We start from the raw sequence: 17,209 nt of genomic DNA, 5'->3' as shown, positions 1-17,209 counted from the left end.
CTTTTTGACCATGGACGCACAGGGGGTACTGGAGCTGGCGCCGGACAGCCAGGTGGCGAGCAGCGCCACCCGGCTGGCCGGTGCCGCGGGGTGGACCGGGCTGGGTCGCACCGCGCGGGTCCTGTGGGGGCTGTGCCCCGGCAGCGGCAAGAACCCGTACCGCGTGTGCGTCGACCTGGGCGACCGCGCGACGAAGTGCTCCTGCCCGTCGCGGAAGTTCCCCTGCAAGCACGCGGTGGCGGTGCAGCTGCTGCACGCCCGCGGCGAGGTCTCCGAGGTGGCCGACGAGGAGGCCGTGCCGGACTGGGTGTCCGAGTGGGTGGCGAAGCGGCACGCGGTCGCGGCCCCGGTGGACACGTCGCCGGAGGCCGTGGAGCGGCGGGCCCGCGCGAAGGAGAAGACCGCCCGCAACCGCGCCGAGGCCGTGCGCGGTGGTGTGGCGGCGCTGCGCGACTGGCTGAGCGACGTGGCGGGGTCCGGCATCGCCGGGCTGCCGGGGCGCGACGCGGCCTGGTGGCACTCGATCACCGCGCGCATGGTCGACGCCCAGGCGCCGGGGTTGGCCGCGGCGGTCGCCGAGGTGCGCGAACTGGTGGCCGCGGGAGGCCCGCAGTGGGCCGTGGACGCCGCGGATCGGCTCGGGGGCCTCCACCTGCTGGCGAGGCTCTCCGAGAGCGCTGAGGGGCCGCTGGGCGACGTTGTGCGGGCCCGGCTGGGCTTCCCCGTGGCGGAGGAGCAGGTGCGCGCCGAGCCAGGCTGGTCGGACCGCTGGGTGGCGCTGCTGAAGCTGGAGGCCGACGAGGGGCTCTACCGCACGGTCCGGCAGTGGATCTGGGCGCGCGAGCGGGGCGAGTGGGTCGTCGGCGTCAAGCACGCGGGCGGCAACGCGAGGCCCGTGCCGCCGCTCCCCCACGGCTTCGAGGTGACCGGCACGCTGCACCCGTACCCCGGCGTCACACCGCGGCGGGTGGCCGTGGGCGAGCTGGTCGGCGAGCGGCCCGCGGAGACGATCCCGGTGGCCGCGACGTGGCGGGAGGCCCTGGCGGGCCTGGAACCGCTGCTCCTCGCGGACCCGTGGCAGCGCGTCCACCCGCTCGGCTGCGCGGCCGTGCGCGCGAGCGCCGACGTGAAGTTCCTGCTCGACGCCGACAAGCACGCGCTGCCGGTCCGCGGTGACGCGGCACTGGACCGCGCGCTGGCCGTGACCGGCGGCGACCCGTTCGACGCCTGGGGCCTCTGGGACGGCCACACCCTGCGCCTCGGCGCGGTCGCCGAGCCCGGCAAGGCCCCGGAGGTCGTCGGATGACCCACTTCCCCACTGGAGACCCGTTCGTGAACGACTCGTGGACCACCGCCCTCGACCGCCTGCTCACCCCACCCCGCCCCCGCTGCCTCCCCGCGCGCACGACCCGGACGTTGGTCGGCCGGGACCGCCGCGTGGTGCCGGTGTCCGCGCTCGGAGGTGCCCGGTGAACGCCCAGGCCCACCGCGACGACGCGGTCCGACGCCTGCTGGCCAGCGCCCCCGTCCTCGATCGGCTGCTGGCCGGACCGCACTGCGTCCCACCACGGGCGCCACGGACCTTGGTCGGCCGCAAGCGCCGCGTGGTGCCGGTGTCGGCGCTCGGAGGTGCGGCGTGAGCGTTCAGGCGCAGTGGGACGACGTGGTGCGGCAGTTGTTGGTCGGCGCGCATCGGGGTGGTGGGGATCCGAGCGCTCTGCTGGACGAGTGCGCCGCGGTCGGGTTGGCCGGGTTCGGGGCTCCGCTGCCGGTCGTGGTGGAGGTGGCCGAGTTGGCCGCCGCGCCGAAGGTGGAGGAGCGGGTCGTGAGTGCGGCGGCTCGGGAGGTGTTCGCGCAGATCGTGGCGGTCGACGACCAGGTGTTGTTGACCGAGTGGTGCGGCAAGGCGCGGGCCGCGGGAGTGGTGGCCGAGCACCGGTCGTTGCCCGAGCTGCTGGTGCTGGGCACGACGCATCCGGGGTTGCGGTCGGCCGTGGCGGCGGTGCTCGGGTCGCGGGGGCGGTGGTTGGCGGGGACGCGGCCGGGGTGGGCGTGGGCTACCGGCACGGGGGTGTCGGCGGACCTGGTCGACCTGGCCGAGGTGCTGGACCTGCCGAGCACGCAGCGGTTGGCGGCGTTGCGGCGGGCGCGGCGAGCCGATCCCGTCGGCACGCGGGCGTTCCTGGTCGAGCAGTTCGCCGCGCAGCGGCGGGCTGCGGATCGGCAGGCGCTCGTGACCTCGCTGGAGGCCGGGCTCGGGCCGGAGGACGAGGAGCTGCTGGAGACGGCGTTGGACGACCGGGCGATCGGCGTGCACGACGAGGCGGTCCGGCTGCTGCGGACGCTGCCGTCGTCGGCGTTGTCGGCTCGGGCGGCGGAGCGGCTGGATCGCGGGCTGGTGGCGACCGGCGGCGGGTTCGACGTGCGGATGGACGGCCTGTGGGCCGAGGCCCTCTCCAGCCCGGTCGAGGCGCGGGACCTGCTGCGCGACGGGTCCGAGGTCGGGGTCGGCGGCCGGGTGCGGGGTGCGGCGGCCAGCGTCGGGACCACCTACTGGACGAACCGGCTGGGCGCCGACGACGCCGTGGCGGCGGACGCGGTGAGCCGCGGGCCGTGGGCGGCGTCGCTGCTGCGCGGGGCGGCGCAGCGGGTGGCGGAGGCGGCCGACGCGAGCCCGTGGGCGGTCGCGGCGACGCGGACGCTGTCGGGCATGGAACAGCTGGAGATGCTGGCGTCGCTGCCCGCCGAGCTGTCCGCGCGGACCGTGATCGCGGTGTCGCACCAGTGGAACTACGACCTGCTGGACCACGCGTGCTCGCAGCTGCCCGCGCCGTGGTCGGCGGAGTCGACGGCGGCGCTGCTGGAGCGCTACACCGCGATGCGCGACCCGAGGTGGCGGGCCGGGCGCCCGCCCGCCGTGCTGCTGGCGCGGGGCGACGCGGAGGTGCTCGGTGCGAACTGGGCGCGGATCACCGAGCGGTGGCCGGAGCACTCGATCGAACTCGAGGTGCTGCGGCTCCGCATGAGACTCAGCCAGGCTTTCGACCGGAAGGAACCCGTCCTGTGACGACCGAAACCGTGCTGCGGCCCGCCGCGGAACAGCAGTACGCCGCCGAGCTGGCCGCGTTGGCCGCGGCGGACGACCGCCCGCGCCCGCCGCGCTGGAACATGTCGCCGCAGGCCGTCGTGACGTACGTGCTGGGCGGCACGCTGCCCGACGGCACGGTGATCACGCCGAAGTACGTCGGCAGCAGGCGGCTGGTCGAGGTGGCCGTCGGCACGCTGGTGACGGACCGGGCGCTGCTGCTGGTCGGCGTGCCGGGCACCGCGAAGTCGTGGCTGTCGGAGCACCTCGCCGCGGCGGTGAGCGGCAACTCGACGCTGGTCGTGCAGGGCACGGCCGGCACGAGCGAGGAGTCCGTGCGGTACGGCTGGAACTACGCGCGGCTGATCTCCGAAGGGCCGAGCGAGGCCGCGCTGGTGCCCAGCCCGGTGCTGCGGGCGATGCAGACCGGCGCGGTGGCGCGGGTCGAGGAGCTGAGCCGGATGCCCGCCGAGGTGCAGGACTCGTTCATCACGATCCTGTCCGAGAAGGCGCTGCCGGTGCCGGAGCTGAACCTGCACGTCCAGGCCGTTCCGGGGTTCACCGTGATCGCGACGGCGAACGACCGCGACCGGGGCGTGAACCAGATGTCGTCCGCGCTGGCCCGCCGGTTCAACACCGTCGTGCTGCCGCCGCCCGCGACCGAGGACGACGAGGTGCAGATCGTCACGTCCCGCGCGAGCCAGCTCGGCCGCGCGCTTCAGCTGCCGGCCGAACCGCCCGCGCTGGACGAGGTGCGCCGGGTGGTGCGGATCTTCCGCGAGCTGCGCAACGGGTCCACTGTGGACGGTCGAACCCAGCTGAAGAAGCCGAGCGGCAGCCTGTCGACGGCCGAGGCGATCTCGGTGATCGCGGGCGGCATGGCGCAGGCCGGGCACTTCGGCGACGGCACGCTGGGCGCGGACGAACTGGCGTCGGGGCTGCTCGGCGCGGTGATCAAGGACCGGGTGTCGGACAGCGCGGTGTGGCGGGAGTACCTGGAGGCCGTGGTGAAGGAGCGCGCCGAGTGGCGCGACCTGTACCGGGCCTGCCAGGACCTGGACACGTCCGGCTACACGGTGAGCGGCGCCTGATGCCTCCTCGCGACCAGGTGCTGCCGGAGCGGGTGGTGCTGCTCGGCATCCGGCACCACGGTCCCGGCTCGGCCCGCATGGTCGCGGCCGCGCTGGCGGCCGTGCGGCCCGAGGTCGTGCTGATCGAGGGCCCGCCGGAGGGTGACGCGCTGCTGGAGCACCTGCCGTCGCTGACCCCGCCCGTCGCGCTGCTGCTGCACGACGAGGCCGAGCCGTCGGCGGCCGCGTTCTGGCCGTTCGCGGAGTTCTCGCCGGAGTGGCGGGCGCTGACGTGGGCGCGCGCCAACGACGTTCCGGCGCGGTTCTTCGACCTGCCCGCCGCCGCGTCGCTGGGCGCGGAGCCGTCCGAGCCGCGCGCGGTGGTCGACCCGCTGGGCGTGCTGGCCGAGGCGGCCGGGTTCGACGACCCGGAGCGCTGGTGGGAGGACGTGGTCGAGCACTCGGCGAGCGCCGACCCGAGGGCGCTGGCGGACGCCGTGACGGAGGCGATGTCGGCGTTGCGCGAGGAGTTCGCCGACGAGGTGGACGACCGGACGCTGCGCCGCGAGGCCCACATGCGGCAGGCGTTGCGCAAGGCGTTGAAGGAGACCGACGGGCCGGTCGCCGTGGTGTGCGGGGCGTGGCACGTGCCCGCGCTGCGGGTGCTGCCGCCCGCGACGGCGGACGCGGCCCTGCTCAAGGGGCTGCCGAAGCGCAAGGTGTCCGGCACGTGGGTGCCGTGGAGCCACGGGCGGTTGGCGGCGTCGTCAGGCTACGGCGCGGGCATCGACTCCCCCGGCTGGTACGCGCACCTGTGGGAGTGCGCGGACCGGGGTGACGCGGTGCCGCGCTGGTTCGCCCGCGCGTGCTCGGTGCTGCGGGCCGAGGACCTGCCCGCGTCGACGGCGAGCGCGGTCGAGGCGGTGCGGCTGGCCGAAACCCTGGCGGCGTTGCGCGGCAGGCCGTCGCCGGGGTTGTCGGAGATCAGCGAGGCCGCGTTGGCCGTGCTGTGCAACGGCGACGAGGTGCCGCTGAGGCTCGTGCACGAGAAGCTGGTGATCGGCGAACAGCTGGGCGACGTCGGCGAGGGCGTGCCGCGGTCGCCGCTGGCCGCCGACGTGGCCCGGTGGCAGCGGAAGCTGCGGTTCCCACCCGCCCTGGAGGGCAAGCAGATCCGGCTGGACCTGCGCAAGGACAACGACCGCGAGCGGTCGAAGCTGGTGCGCAGGCTGGACGTCCTCGGTGTGCCGTGGGCCAAGCCGGACTCGACGACGACGCTGGGCACGTTCGCCGAGGCGTGGCAGCTCCGCTGGGACCCGGCGTTCGCCGTGGCGCTGGCGGGGGCCGCGCGGCACGGCACGACGGTGGAGGCGGCGGCGGAGCGCGTGCTGTGCCAACGGGCGCGGGACGCGGACCGGGTGGCGGCGGCGGCCGAGGTGCTGTCGATCGCGGTGGGCTGCGAGCTGCCGATCGCCGTGCTGGCGGCCCGCAGCGCGCTGGACCGGTGCGCGGCGGCCGCGACGGACGCGGTGGAGCTGCTGGGCGCGCTGCCCGACCTGGCGACGACCGTCCGGTACGGCTCGGTGCGCGGCACGGACCCGGAGCTGCTGCGGGTGGCGCTGCACGGGCTGCTGGCGCGCGGCGCGGTGGGCCTGCCGCTGGCGTGCCGGGGCGTGGACGACGACACGGCCGAACGCGCGCTCGTCGCCGTGAACGGGGCGGACGACGCGACCCGGCTCGCGGCGGACGAGGAGCACCAGGCGATGTGGCGCAAGGCGTTGCTGTCGCTGGTGGGGATGCCGGACGCGCACGGCCTGCCGACCGGGCGGGCGACCCGCCTGCTGTGGGAGGCGGGCGAGCTGGACACGGCGGCGGTCGCGACCCGGCTGCACCGGGCGACGTCGTGGAACGGCGGCACGGCGAGCGACGCGACCGCGTTCGTGGCGGGCTTCCTGCGCGGGTCGGCGTCGCTGCTGGCGGCGGACGCGCGGCTGTTCGACCTGGTCGACGAGTGGCTGTCCGGGCTGGCCCCGGCGGACTTCGACGACGCGCTGCCGTTGCTACGCAAGGCGATCAGCGACTTCAGCCCGGCCGAGCGCAGGCTGCTCGGCGAACGCGTGCTGGGCTCGTCCGCGACCACGGGGGCCGCCGGGTCGGGCGAGTGGGACGAGGCTCTGGCGGAACGATTGTCGGGGCACGTCCGTGCCCTGCTGGCAGGGGTGGCCGGATGACCGGGGACGCGGAACGCCAACGGCGCTGGAGGCTGCTGCTCGGCGCGGCGGCCGAGGGCATGGGCGAGTTGGGCGAGGACGACCAGCGGCGGGACGCGGCGCTGACCGGCCTGTACGGCGGCGGGGGCGCGCGGACCGTCGGCGAGGCGCCGAACGGCGGCAAGCGCAGCGCGGGCCTGGGTTCCAGCGCGCCGGTGCTGCACCGCTGGCTCGGCGACGTCCGCAAGTACTTCCCCACGTCCGTGGTGCAGGTGATGCAGAAGGACGCCGTGGAGAAGCTCGGCCTGCGGCAGCTGCTGCTGGAGCCGGAGCTGCTGTCGAGCGTGGAACCGGACGTGAGCCTGGTCGGCACGCTGGTGTCGCTGTCGTCGGCGATCCCGGCCCGCACCCGCGAGACCGCGCGGGCGGTGGTGCGCAAGGTGGTCGAGGACATCGAGCGCAGGTTGGCCGACCGCCTGATGGCCGCCGTCCACGGCGCCATCGACCACTCGCAGCGCACCCGCCGCCCGCGGCCGGCGGACGTGGACTGGCCGACGACGATCAAGGCCAACCTGCGCCACTACCAACCGGACCAGCGCACGCTGGTCGTGGAGACGCTGGCGGGCCGCAAGCGCCGCAGCCGGTCCGCCGCGCTGCGGGACGTGATCCTGCTGGTCGACCAGTCCGGCTCGATGGCCGACTCGGTGGTCTACTCCGCCGTGCTCGGCGCCTCCCTGGCGTCGCTGAAGTCCATCGACACCAAGCTGGTCGTGTTCGACACCGAGGTCGTCGACCTCACCGAGACGCTGGACGACCCGGTCGACCTGCTGTTCTCCACCCAACTGGGCGGCGGCACCGACATCAACCGCGCCGTGGCCTACGGCCAATCCCTGGTCCGCAGGCCGACGGACACGGTGATGGTGCTGATCAGCGACCTGTACGAGGGCGGCGTGGCCCGCGAGCTGCAGCGCCGCGTCCGCGAACTGGTCGCCAGCGGCGTCACGGTCGTCGTCCTGCTGGCCCTCTCCGACAGCGGCACCCCGTCCTACGACCACGAGTTGGCCGCGAAGCTCTCCGACCTGGGCGCCCCGGCGTTCGCCTGCACCCCGGACCGCTTCCCGGACCTGCTGGCCACGGCACTGCGCCGGGAGGACGTCGCCACCTGGGCCGAGCAGTCCGGCATCCCGGTCGGGCGGTGAGCCCCTGGCGGACGACGGTCAGCCGGTGGAGACGCCGATGAAGTGCCGCACCAACCGCTCCTGCTGGTCGGCGGTGGTCTTGTCCAGGGTGAGGGTGTTGTCACCGACCTCGATCACCAGCTCGGCCACACCCGTGCGGGAGAGCCAGGACTGGACGCGGTCGGCGAGCGCCTTGGCCACGTCCTTGTCCACGACGGCCTGCGCGACCACCATCGCCGTGTCGACGAGTTCCGGGTCGCCCGCGTCGAGCGGGGCGTGGCCGCCGCGCAGCCGCGTGGCGTCGAGGTGGAGTTCGAGCAGGTCGTCGAGCAGCTGGTGCAAGACCTCGTCGAGCTGGGTTTCGCCGAGTGAGTCGTCGACTACGCGGAACACGATCTCGTTCACTTGTCGCCCTTCGGTGGTCCTCGATCGTCAGCGGATCACGATACGGCCGAGGATCAGGTACAGGCACCGCTCGGTGATCACAGCGGTTCGGCCGCGGTCGTCCGGGCCCGCCATCCACAGGCGGCCGGTGGAGCGGACGTGCTCGCGGACGCGTTCGGGCATCTCGGAAACGCGCAGGTAGGTGCGGTCGGAGCCCGCCAGCTCCAGGTAGGCCTGGCGCCCGATGCGGGCGCGGCCGTGGACGAAGCGGGCGTCCACGGCGTGCCAGGCGTGGTCGCGGATGAGGCGCTGGACCTTGCGGCGGTCGAACACGTGGCGGAGGCCGGGGACGGCGACCTCGACGCACAACGGGATGAGGATCAGCACCCACTTGGAGTCCAACGCCATCCAGAGGGCGATCACCAGCAGGGCCAGGCCGGTGGCCAACGACAGGTAGCCGACGGCCCGGTGGTCGGCTCGGGCCAGGCACCGGGCGGTCCACTCGTCGCTGATCGTTTCCGCGGTGCTCATCACCTCTACAGATACCCCATTCCGACGATCAACCAAACACCCTGGTCAGCACCTTGGCGTGGAACAGCTTCGGCACCCCGCGGAACGCCACCACCGTCCGGCCGCCGCTGTCGGGGTCGACGAGCCACGCGCGGCGGTGGCGTTTGACCCGGCCGCGCAGCAGCGGGCCGATGCCGTGGACGGCCAGCACCACCGGTCGGGGTCCGGCGACGATCAGCAGTCGGCCTTCCCAGCGGACCTGGACCTGGTTCCACGGCTCGTCGGCCAGGATCATCCCAACGGGTGGACGTCGGCGGAGGGCGAACCCGAACACCACCGCCGACACGACCAGCAGAACGGCGGGCAACGGGGACGCCGTGCCCACCTCGTAGACCAGCAGCAACTGCCCGATGAAGGCGATCACGCCGACGAAGGTCCAGGTCAGGGCGTTTCGACTTGCGCGCGCCAGGCAGTGCCGCGTCCACTTGTCGTATCGAGCCGCACCTTCGGTGGACGGCTTGTTCGGCACACCCACAGGCCACCTCCGCCTGACGACAAAGAGGTTACGACGGGTGAAGGGCTTCCGTCTCCAGCCAATTCCAAGTTAGGCTCACCTAACCTAAGGAGGTGAGCGGTGACCGAGCACCGTCGTCCGCCGGCCCCGCACGCGGCCGAGCGCGCCCGCACGATCGCCGCCCGCGGCGGCCGTGCCGCTGTCCTGCCCTCCGCGGGTGACACGTGCGACGGCGTGCGGATCAGCCCGCTGCTGCACCACGTTCACCCGAACGGCACCGCGATGCTGCTGCTGTCCGACGACCACCCGCTGGTGGCGTCGGCGTGGCAGGCGCCGCGGGCCGAGGTGACGGCGATGCTGGAGGTCGCCGACCACGCCCCCGTCCAGCTGCGCGAACCGGTCCGCGGCCTGCTGTGGATCACCGGCTGGCTCCAGGCGCTCGACGGTCGGGAGGCGCGCGACGAGGTGCTCGCCGTCGTCGACCAGAAGGCCGATCCGCGCCTGCTCGACGCCGGTCACGGCGCCACGGTGCTGCGGTTGAGCCCGGCGTCGATGGTGATCGCCGACGCCGAGGGCACGAGTTCGCTGCGGCCCGAGCAGTTCGCCGCGGCGACGCCGGACCCGTTCTGCGCCCACGAGGACCACTGGCTGCGCCACCTGGAGCTGTCGCACCGGGACGTCGTCGGGATGCTCGCGAAGCACCTGCCGGAGGAGTTGCGCGGCGGCCACGTCCGGCCGCTCGGCCTGGACCGGTTCGGGTTGCGGCTGCGGGTGGAGGCGGCCGACACCGACCACGACGTGCGGATCGCGTTCTCCCGGCCGGTCGAGTCGACCAAGGAGCTGTCGGTGGAACTGCGCCGTCTCGTGGGCTGCCCGTTCCTGGCCCAGACCCCCACCGCCTGAGCGCACAACAGCGCCGCAACACGGGCCGGGCTAGCTTGCACTGGTGAACTGGCTGGCACCCGAACGACCTGCGCTGCCCGAGACGCTCCCGAAGGAGCAGCACCGCGGCTACCAGGTCGAGTTGCTGATCGTCTTCAGCGTGACCCTCGGCCTCTCCGGGCTCCGCAGCCTGGTCCGACTCCTCGACAGCCTGCTGCAACCCGTGCCGCTGAGCCAGCAGTCGGTGGCGCTCAACGTGCCGCAGGCGCGGTTCGACCTGCTGGACCTGATCGCGCAGCTGCTGAGCGTGCTCCAGCTCGCCGCGTGGGGCGGGATCGGCCTCTACCTGCTGTGGCGCGGCGGCATCAAGCTCCGGATGCTCGGCCTCGACCGCACCCGGATCGGCCCGGACGCGCTGGGCAGCCTCGGGCTCGCGGCGGTCATCGGCATCCCCGGCCTGGCGTTCTACCTGATCGCCTACAACCTCGGCATCAGCCTCAACGTCCAGCCGTCCACGCTGGACGAGACGTGGTGGCGGACGATCGTGCTGATCCTCGCCGCCGCCGGCAACGCGTGGGCCGAGGAGGCGCTGGTCGTCGGCTACCTGCTGACGCGCTTCCGGCAGTTCGGCTGGTCGGAGAACAAGGCGCTGCTCGCGAGTTCGGTGCTGCGCGGCTCGTACCACCTCTACCAGGGCTTCGGCGGGTTCATCGGCAACCTGGTCATGGGCCTGGTGTTCGGCCGGGTGTGGCAGCGGACGAACCGGTTGTGGGTGCTGGTCTTCGCGCACACGATCCTCGACGTGGTCGCTTTCGTCGGGTACTCGGTGCTCCGCGGCCACGTGTCCTGGCTGCCCTAGTCCTTTACGCAACGATTCGCCTGTCGAAACCCGATTTCACTGAATGATTCACTACTTGCAGGCGTTCTTACGATCGACTTCACGCAATCTGGGCCACTTGGAGCAGATTATTTCTCCGCGAACGGGTTACCCTCCGAACTGTGACTGCGCACATCGCTGAGACGGAAGCCATCGACGGTTCGCCGCGCCCCGCACCCAGGGTGGAGAGCGAGGTCGGGCCGCTGCGGACGGTGCTGCTGCACCGGCCGGGCAACGAGCTCAAGAGGCTCACGCCGCGCAACAACGACCAGCTGCTGTTCGACGGCGTGCCGTGGCTGGCCCGCGCGCAGGAGGAGCACGACGCGTTCGCCGAGGTGCTGACCTCGCGCGGCGCGGAGGTGCTGCTGCTGTCGGACCTGCTGGTCGAGGCGCTGTCCGACCAGCGCGCGCGGATCGCAGGCATCCACAGCGCGGTCAACGAGCGCCGCCTGGGCATCGACCTGGCCGACGCGCTGCGCTCGCACCTGTCGACGCTGGCCGCCGAGCCGCTGGCGCAGGCGCTGATGACCGGCATGACGTTCGAGGAGCTGCCCGCCGCCGAGGGCGCGTCGCTGGTGCGCAAGATGCACCACCCGATCGACTTCGCCGTCGACCCGCTGCCGAACCTGCTGTTCACCCGCGACTCGTCGGTGTGGGTGGGCGACCGGGTCGCGATCACGTCGCTGGCGCTGCCCGCCCGCGACCGCGAGACGGCGTTGACGGACCTGATCTACGCGTACCACTCGCGGTTCCGCAAGACCGGCCGCGCGTACGGCGCGCACTCCGCGCCCGTCGAGGGCGGCGACGTGCTGCTGCTCGCGCCCGGCGTGCTGGCCATCGGCGTCGGCGAGCGCACCACGCCCGCGGGCGCCGAGTCGTTCGCCCGCTCCGCGCTGGCCGACGGCCTGGCGCACACCGTGCTGGCCGTGCCGATCGTCCAGGAGCGCGCGACCATGCACCTGGACACCGTGTGCACGATGGTCGACCGCGACGCCGTGGTCATGTACCCGGCCGTGCGCAACACGCTGTCCGCCTACCCCGTCCGCTCCGACGGCAGCGGCGGTGTGGTCGTCGACGGCCCGGTGCCGTTCCTGGAGGCGGCGGCCGAGGCCATGGGCATCGACCGGCTGCGGGTGATCGACACCGGCCTCGACCCCGTGACCGCCGAGCGCGAGCAGTGGGACGACGGCAACAACACGCTCGCCGTCGCGCCCGGTCTGGTCGTGGCCTACGAGCGGAACGTGGAGACCAACGCGCGGCTCGAGGACGCCGGGGTCGAGGTGCTGCGGATCAGCGGGTCGGAACTCGGCTCGGGCCGCGGTGGACCGCGGTGCATGTCCTGCCCGATCGACCGGGCCGCTCTCGTCTGAGATCGTCGTCACGGCGAATGGCGTGGATCGGGCGCTCCGCCTGGTCCACGCCTCGCGCAAACGTTTGTCAGCGTCGATTCGTAGGTTTGCCTAAGCTTTGTTTGGATTACCTCTCCATACACACATTAGCCTTACCTGAAATGCATCGTACTCCTTTTTGCGTTACCGTCGCCGCATGGCCCTCAACGTGAAGAAAATCGGCAGCAAGACGAACAAGTTCCACCAGTTGCTCCAAGCGCAGGTGCGCAACGAGTTCACCGCCTCGCAGCAGTACATCGCCGTGGCGGTCTGGTACGACAACGCGGACCTGCCGCGCCTGGCGTCGCACTTCTACAAGCAGTCGCTCGAAGAGCGCAACCACGCCATGATGATCGTGCAGTACCTCATGGACAACGGTCTCCCGGTGAGCATCCCCGGCGTGGACGACGTCCGCACCGAGTTCGCCGCCGCGCGCGAGCCCGTCGTCCTGGCCCTCCAGCAGGAGAAGGACGTCACCGAGCAGATCGTCGTGCTGGCGAAGACCGCCCGCGACGAGGGCGACTACATCGGCGAGCAGTTCCTCCAGTGGTTCCTCAAGGAGCAGGTCGAGGAGGTCGCGTCGATGAGCACGCTGCTCACCGTGATCGACCGCGCCGACGGCAACCTGTTCCACGTCGAGAACTTCCTGGTCCGCGAGTCGGTCGGCGACGCGGGCGACTCCGGCGCCCCGCGCGCCGCCGGTGGCGCGATCTGACGTCCGACCGGCTCACCTGAGCGCCAGCGACGGCGCCCACCCCACACCGGGGCGGGCGCCGTTCGGGCGTCAGTCGAGGAAGCACTCCGCGCCGGACCACTGCGTCCGCACGCGCTGGACCTTGTCGGTGTCGAGGAACGGCATCTCACCGCTCATCAGGAAGACGTGGTACCCGTTCCACTCCTCGTACGGAAAGACGGAGAACCCGAGCCGGCTCTCCCTCGCCTGCGGATAGGTGTTCCGGACGTCGGCCGCGGTCGAGCCGACGCCGATCCCCTCGGTCGTGCGGAACGCGCTGGCCTGCGTGAGCCGCGCGACGCCGGTCGTCGGGCTGATCACCACGGCTTTCGGCGTGTCCGGGAACGTCGTGGTCGAGTAGGTGTGGCAGCCCCAGGCGTCGTCGACCCCCCGGTTGACGAGCAGCCCGGTCGCCAGCGCCTCCTCCTCGCTCATCCCCAGCCGGAGCCCAGGACCCTCGTCGGTCTTCACGACCGGCGGTGGCGGGTCGGACTTGGCGATCTGCTCGACTGGTGCCGCCACGGCGGCGACCGGAGCGGGCGTGGCGGCCGGAACGGACGGCGTGGCCGCTGAAGCGGACGGCGTGCCCGCGCTGGTGGTGCTGGTGGTGCTCCCCGGCGTCGAAGTGGCTGCCACGACCGAGCCCCCGCCGATCGCGATCCCCCCGCCGATCGCGGCCGCGAGCACCAGTGCCACCCCGGAAACGATTACCGCGGACTTGCGCTGAACCTTCATGTTTCTCCCCCGTGCTGTCTTGGACGTCCAGTACACGCACGAGCGGAGAGGTCGGTTGCCTTCAGTCGAGAAGGCATTCCGGCGCGTCGAGTTGCATTCTTATCGCCGTCACCTTGTCCGCCCCGATGATGAAGACGTAGTACCACGACGGCGTTCCGCCCATCGCGACGGTGAATCCCGAGTCGCGTTCGACGGCCCTCGGGTATCGGGCTTTCAGGTCGGTCGTCGTCGAGCCGACGCTGATTCCCATCGACGTCTGCGCGTCGTCCGGAATGGTGATCCGGACCATCCCCGCCTTCGGGCTGACGACCACCGCGCCCACGAGGTCCGGGTGTCCCTGGGTGAAGTACGTGTGGCAGCCCAGCCCGTCGTCCGGGCCCCGGTCGAGGAACCCGGTCGCGACCGCGTCCGACTCGGCCATCCCCAGCTTGAGCACGCCGAACCCGACCGAGCCCGACACCGGGACGCTCGGCTCCGGCGTGCCGGTCGTGGACGTGCTCGCCGGGGGCAGCGAGGTGGGGCTGCCGAGGCCCGCCAGCGCGATGCCGCCCGCCACGAGCGCGGCCACGGCGAACGCGCTGCCCGCGCTCGCCAGCACTCGCCGGTTGCGCCGCACCCGGCGCGCGCCGGTCACGACGGCGTCGTCCGCCCCGGCCTTGACCGGGATGTCCAACCGCTGGTCCTGGAACAGCCTGCGCAGCTCGTCGTCGAGGTCCACGATCAGTCCCTCCCTTCCGCGAACTGGCCGAGCTTGGTCCGCAACGTTGTCATGGCCTTGCTGTTCTGGCTCTTGACCGTGCCCTTGGTGACGCCGAGCGAGTCGGCGATCTCGGCCTCGGACAGCCCCTCGTAGAACCGCAGCACCACGACCGCGCGCTGCCGGGGCGGGAGTTCCCGCATCGCCTGCCACAGCGGCTCGTGCTCCAGGCGGTCGACCTCGGCCTGCGCGGGCGTGTCGGGGAACTCCGCGACCAGGTTCTCCCTGCGGAACCGCCGCCACCGGCTGACGTGCCCGTTGGCCATCGCCCGCCGCACGTAGGCGAGCGGGTCGGGTCCCTTGGCGAGCACGGATTGCCAGCGCGAGCCGACCTTCTCCAGCACGCCCTGGACGAGGTCGGCGGCGTCGTGCGGGTTGCCCGTCAGGGCGTGGCCGTACCGCAGCAGGCCGGGCAACGACATCCGGACGAAGTCGGCGAAGTCCTCCACCACCGCAACACGCCCGTCCCACTGGATCGGTTGCCAAGACCTGGGTAGGTCGGAGATCACGCTCGGGTCGGCGAACAGCACGCAACCCCCACGCCTGTGGAACGTCGTGGGTTGCCTCGGCCGGTCAGAAAGTCGCGGGCAGCCGCAGGACGCCGTCGTCGCCGGGCGGGAAGTCGAGGACCCGGACGACCGATTCCACCGGGATCGGCCCGTAGACGTGCGGGAACCACACTCCGGTCGGGTGCTCCGGGTCGCCGGGCTCCCACTTCACCGGCAGCCCCGCCGGGTCGACGACCAGCAGCAACAGGTCGGTGCGGCCCGCGTAGAAGAGGTTCGCGGGCAGGTGGACGCTGCCGGGGTCCGAGCAGTGCACGAAGCCGACGGCGTCGAGCGAGTCCGGCCGGATCTCACCGCGCTCCTGGTCGGCGGCCCACTCGTCCGGGCTGCTGATGTGCAGGATCATCTATCCACACCCCCTGTGGACAACGTTGTGGACAACCTCGGGGGAGCCGCTGCTCCCCCGAGGCGTCACGTCTAGCGAAGGGTGATCTGACGGCCGCGCAGACCCTCGCGGGCCCGCCGCTCGGCGTCGGTGATCGGGTCGGTCTCGACGCTGGCCAGCGCGTCCAGCAGGCGCTTGCCGAGCGCCTCGGCGGGACCGGCCCACTCGGAGGAGTGCATCTCGCGGTCGAGGTCCCACACCGGCACGACCAGGCCGTGCGCGCGGAACGAGCCCGCGTAGCGGGAGCCCTCGCCCAGGTCCAGCTCGCCGCGCACGTGCAGCCGCGCCATGGCGTTGAGCAGCTTCTCCTCGGCCTCCGGGCGGACCCAGCGCAGGTGCGCCTTGTCGCCCGCGTCGACCCAGTACGCCGCCTTCACGCCGGGGGCGTCGACGCGCGCGGTCGGCAGGATCGCCGAGTTCGCCCGTTCGAGGGACAGCGCGACCTCGCCGGTGGGCTGGTTGTCCGGCGGCATCCACCACGCGAAGTCGTCGTGCAGCTCGGGCGACAGCTCGGCCTCGGTGTCCAGGACGTCCTGGAGGCGGCCGGGGTTCTCGCCGTTGTCGGGGCCGACGACGGACAGCGCCTCGCCGGTCTCGGCCTCCTCGGCCCACCGGATGGCGCGGGCCAGGTCGCGGCTGATGTCGCCGGACCGGATCTGCACCTGGAGACCGACGAACGCGGTGCCGTCGCCGCGCACCAGGCCCGCCGCCGCCATCGGCAGCACCGTGGCCAGCGTGATCTCGCGGTCGCCCTTGGCGAGCGGCAGCTTCACCGTCGCGGACGGCACGAACTCGCGCAGCGCGATGAGCTCGCACTCCATGGCCAGCCCCTCGAACGGGCGGGCCACCATCACGTCGCCGGGGCCGCCTTCGGAGCCGTGGCAGGCCTTGTACCTCTTGCCGGAGCCGCACGGGCACGGCTGGCGGGGGTTGACCCCGTCAGTCGGCTTCGCAGCGTTCTTCACGGCCGTCCGCTTGGCCACCTTTGGCCCTCCTCGCGCTCGCAGTCAGTGCGCAAAGTTATCCGACCGCGACCTGCTCATCCGAGTTGGGCAGCGCTTTCGTCCTCCTCGGAGAGGTACTGGCGGGTGCGGATGGGCGAGTTGGTGGCGAGGAACCGCACGCCGAGATCGCGGCAGAACGCGACGTCCTCGGCCGCGTCGACCGTCCAGACGTACGTGTCGTGGCCGCGGGCGCGGCTGCGCTCGACGTAACCGGGGTCGGCGCGCAGCAGGTCCAGGCCGGGGCCGGTGTAGTCGGCCCACGGCGGCAGCCAGCCGTCGCGGCCCTGCTCCCCCATCTTCTCGATGAGCTGCACGGTCGGCAGGCGCGGCGCGTACTCGCGGAGCTTGCGGACGGCGAGCGTGGAGAACGACATCAGCACCACCCGCGAGTCGTCCTTGGTGTTGGGCTTGGTCAGGCCGAACCGGCCCAGCGCCGACGCCACCTGCCACTCGATCCGGCCGGGGAACCGGGCCGGGTGCTTGGACTCCGCGAACAGCGTGAGGTCCGGCCTCGACGACACGACCAGTTCGAGGAGCGCGTCGAACGTGAGCACGCGCTGCGGCTCGCCGTCGCGCCAGCTGCCGAAGTCCAGTTCGGACAGTTCGGCCAGCGTCATCTCGCTGACGCGGCCGGTTCCGGAGGAGGTGCGGTCCACGACGTCGTCGTGGATGCAGACCAGGTGGCCGTCGGCGGTGAGCCGCACGTCGCACTCGATCCCGTCCGCTCCCTGCTCGATCGCTAGTTCGTAGGCCGCGAACGTGAGTTCGGCCCGATGGGCTGAAGCGCCGCGGTGGGCGACGACGAGTGGTGACACGAGAGGAAACTGTGCGTGACCTGCGGTTCGTGGTCAACCTGAAGCAGGTGAACCCGTCGATAACTATTTGAGCTGACAAGCACATCGCGTGGACGTGGGACTGGGTCACGACATAG

20 protein-coding genes are annotated in these 17,209 nt (G+C 72.6%); 11 read left to right on the top strand and 9 right to left on the bottom strand.

Going from position 1 to position 17,209, the window contains the following annotated elements:
- Positions 1-10 precede the first annotated feature (10 nt).
- From ACFWW9_RS05590 to ACFWW9_RS05560, 7 genes are read left to right on the top strand one after another with little or no spacing between them, the layout of a single operon-like run.
- Positions 11-1,306, top strand: a complete 1,296-nt coding sequence (locus tag ACFWW9_RS05590; RefSeq protein WP_390371843.1) for an SWIM zinc finger family protein — start codon at positions 11-13, stop codon at positions 1,304-1,306.
- Positions 1,303-1,473 (top strand): hypothetical protein, encoded by a 171-nt coding sequence (locus ACFWW9_RS05585; protein ID WP_390371840.1) that lies wholly within the window; start codon positions 1,303-1,305, stop codon positions 1,471-1,473. The genes ACFWW9_RS05590 and ACFWW9_RS05585 overlap by 4 nt, the downstream gene beginning before the upstream one ends.
- Positions 1,470-1,640 carry a hypothetical protein gene (locus ACFWW9_RS05580; protein WP_390371837.1) on the top strand — a complete coding sequence of 57 codons (171 nt, stop codon included), beginning with the start codon at positions 1,470-1,472 and terminating at the stop codon, positions 1,638-1,640. Before ACFWW9_RS05585 ends, ACFWW9_RS05580 begins: the two co-directional genes overlap by 4 nt.
- Positions 1,637-3,067, top strand: coding sequence for a DUF5691 domain-containing protein (locus ACFWW9_RS05575; RefSeq protein WP_390371834.1), 1,431 nt, complete (start codon positions 1,637-1,639; stop codon positions 3,065-3,067). The genes ACFWW9_RS05580 and ACFWW9_RS05575 overlap by 4 nt, the downstream gene beginning before the upstream one ends.
- Complete coding sequence (locus ACFWW9_RS05570) at positions 3,064-4,176, top strand: AAA family ATPase (RefSeq protein ID WP_390371831.1); 1,113 nt, start codon at positions 3,064-3,066, stop codon at positions 4,174-4,176. Before ACFWW9_RS05575 ends, ACFWW9_RS05570 begins: the two co-directional genes overlap by 4 nt.
- Positions 4,176-6,386 carry a DUF5682 family protein gene (locus ACFWW9_RS05565; protein WP_390371828.1) on the top strand — a complete coding sequence of 737 codons (2,211 nt, stop codon included), beginning with the start codon at positions 4,176-4,178 and terminating at the stop codon, positions 6,384-6,386. Before ACFWW9_RS05570 ends, ACFWW9_RS05565 begins: the two co-directional genes overlap by 1 nt.
- The gene (locus ACFWW9_RS05560) at positions 6,383-7,564 is read left to right on the top strand and encodes a VWA domain-containing protein (protein ID WP_390371825.1); all 1,182 of its coding nucleotides are present in this window, start codon (positions 6,383-6,385) and stop codon (positions 7,562-7,564) included. The genes ACFWW9_RS05565 and ACFWW9_RS05560 overlap by 4 nt, the downstream gene beginning before the upstream one ends.
- A gap of 18 nt (positions 7,565-7,582) precedes the next feature.
- Here the strand turns inward: ACFWW9_RS05560 and ACFWW9_RS05555 are convergent, their stop codons facing one another.
- From ACFWW9_RS05555 to ACFWW9_RS05545, 3 genes are read right to left on the bottom strand one after another with little or no spacing between them, the layout of a single operon-like run.
- Entirely contained in the window at positions 7,583-7,948 is a 366-nt protein-coding gene (locus ACFWW9_RS05555) for a hypothetical protein (protein WP_390371823.1), read from the bottom strand.
- A 27-nt stretch (positions 7,949-7,975) separates the two neighbouring features.
- Positions 7,976-8,458 (bottom strand): hypothetical protein, encoded by a 483-nt coding sequence (locus tag ACFWW9_RS05550; RefSeq protein ID WP_390371819.1) that lies wholly within the window; start codon positions 8,456-8,458, stop codon positions 7,976-7,978.
- 28 nt (positions 8,459-8,486) lie between these two features.
- Positions 8,487-8,861 carry a hypothetical protein gene (locus ACFWW9_RS05545; RefSeq protein ID WP_390371816.1) on the bottom strand — a complete coding sequence of 125 codons (375 nt, stop codon included), beginning with the start codon at positions 8,859-8,861 and terminating at the stop codon, positions 8,487-8,489.
- A gap of 210 nt (positions 8,862-9,071) precedes the next feature.
- Between ACFWW9_RS05545 and ACFWW9_RS05540 the strand changes: the two genes are divergently transcribed.
- The 4 genes from ACFWW9_RS05540 (at position 9,072) to ACFWW9_RS05525 (ending at position 12,813) form a co-directional block, all read left to right on the top strand.
- Positions 9,072-9,854, top strand: coding sequence for a DUF2470 domain-containing protein (locus ACFWW9_RS05540; protein WP_390371813.1), 783 nt, complete (start codon positions 9,072-9,074; stop codon positions 9,852-9,854).
- 43 nt (positions 9,855-9,897) lie between these two features.
- The gene (locus ACFWW9_RS05535; protein WP_390371811.1) at positions 9,898-10,692 is read left to right on the top strand and encodes a CPBP family intramembrane glutamic endopeptidase; all 795 of its coding nucleotides are present in this window, start codon (positions 9,898-9,900) and stop codon (positions 10,690-10,692) included.
- Positions 10,693-10,832: 140 nt separating this feature from the next.
- Positions 10,833-12,080 carry an arginine deiminase gene (locus ACFWW9_RS05530; protein WP_390371808.1) on the top strand — a complete coding sequence of 416 codons (1,248 nt, stop codon included), beginning with the start codon at positions 10,833-10,835 and terminating at the stop codon, positions 12,078-12,080.
- Between the two features lie 175 nt (positions 12,081-12,255).
- Positions 12,256-12,813 carry a ferritin gene (locus tag ACFWW9_RS05525; protein ID WP_390371807.1) on the top strand — a complete coding sequence of 186 codons (558 nt, stop codon included), beginning with the start codon at positions 12,256-12,258 and terminating at the stop codon, positions 12,811-12,813.
- Between the two features lie 69 nt (positions 12,814-12,882).
- Here the strand turns inward: ACFWW9_RS05525 and ACFWW9_RS05520 are convergent, their stop codons facing one another.
- The 6 genes from ACFWW9_RS05520 to ACFWW9_RS05495 form a co-directional block, all read right to left on the bottom strand.
- Positions 12,883-13,566: a hypothetical protein gene (locus ACFWW9_RS05520; protein WP_390371804.1), complete on the bottom strand. Its 684-nt coding sequence runs from the start codon at positions 13,564-13,566 to the stop codon at positions 12,883-12,885.
- A 61-nt stretch (positions 13,567-13,627) separates the two neighbouring features.
- A complete protein-coding gene (locus tag ACFWW9_RS05515) occupies positions 13,628-14,284 on the bottom strand; it encodes a hypothetical protein (RefSeq protein WP_390371801.1) in 657 nt (218 codons plus the stop codon).
- 2 nt (positions 14,285-14,286) lie between these two features.
- Positions 14,287-14,799 (bottom strand): SigE family RNA polymerase sigma factor, encoded by a 513-nt coding sequence (locus ACFWW9_RS05510; protein ID WP_390372012.1) that lies wholly within the window; start codon positions 14,797-14,799, stop codon positions 14,287-14,289.
- Between the two features lie 97 nt (positions 14,800-14,896).
- Entirely contained in the window at positions 14,897-15,235 is a 339-nt protein-coding gene (locus ACFWW9_RS05505; protein ID WP_390371798.1) for a DUF952 domain-containing protein, read from the bottom strand.
- Positions 15,236-15,306: 71 nt separating this feature from the next.
- Positions 15,307-16,257 (bottom strand): DUF5926 family protein, encoded by a 951-nt coding sequence (locus ACFWW9_RS05500; RefSeq protein ID WP_390371796.1) that lies wholly within the window; start codon positions 16,255-16,257, stop codon positions 15,307-15,309.
- A 56-nt stretch (positions 16,258-16,313) separates the two neighbouring features.
- The gene (locus tag ACFWW9_RS05495; RefSeq protein ID WP_390371793.1) at positions 16,314-17,093 is read right to left on the bottom strand and encodes a glycerophosphodiester phosphodiesterase; all 780 of its coding nucleotides are present in this window, start codon (positions 17,091-17,093) and stop codon (positions 16,314-16,316) included.
- Between the last annotated feature and the right edge of the window lie 116 nt (positions 17,094-17,209).

The sequence above is a fragment of the Umezawaea sp. NPDC059074 genome, assembly GCF_042738955.1.
In the GTDB taxonomy this organism is placed as follows: domain Bacteria; phylum Actinomycetota; class Actinomycetes; order Mycobacteriales; family Pseudonocardiaceae; genus Umezawaea.
Note: the sequence above shows the minus strand (reverse complement) of the source record. Positions and strands in the feature narration are given on the sequence as shown.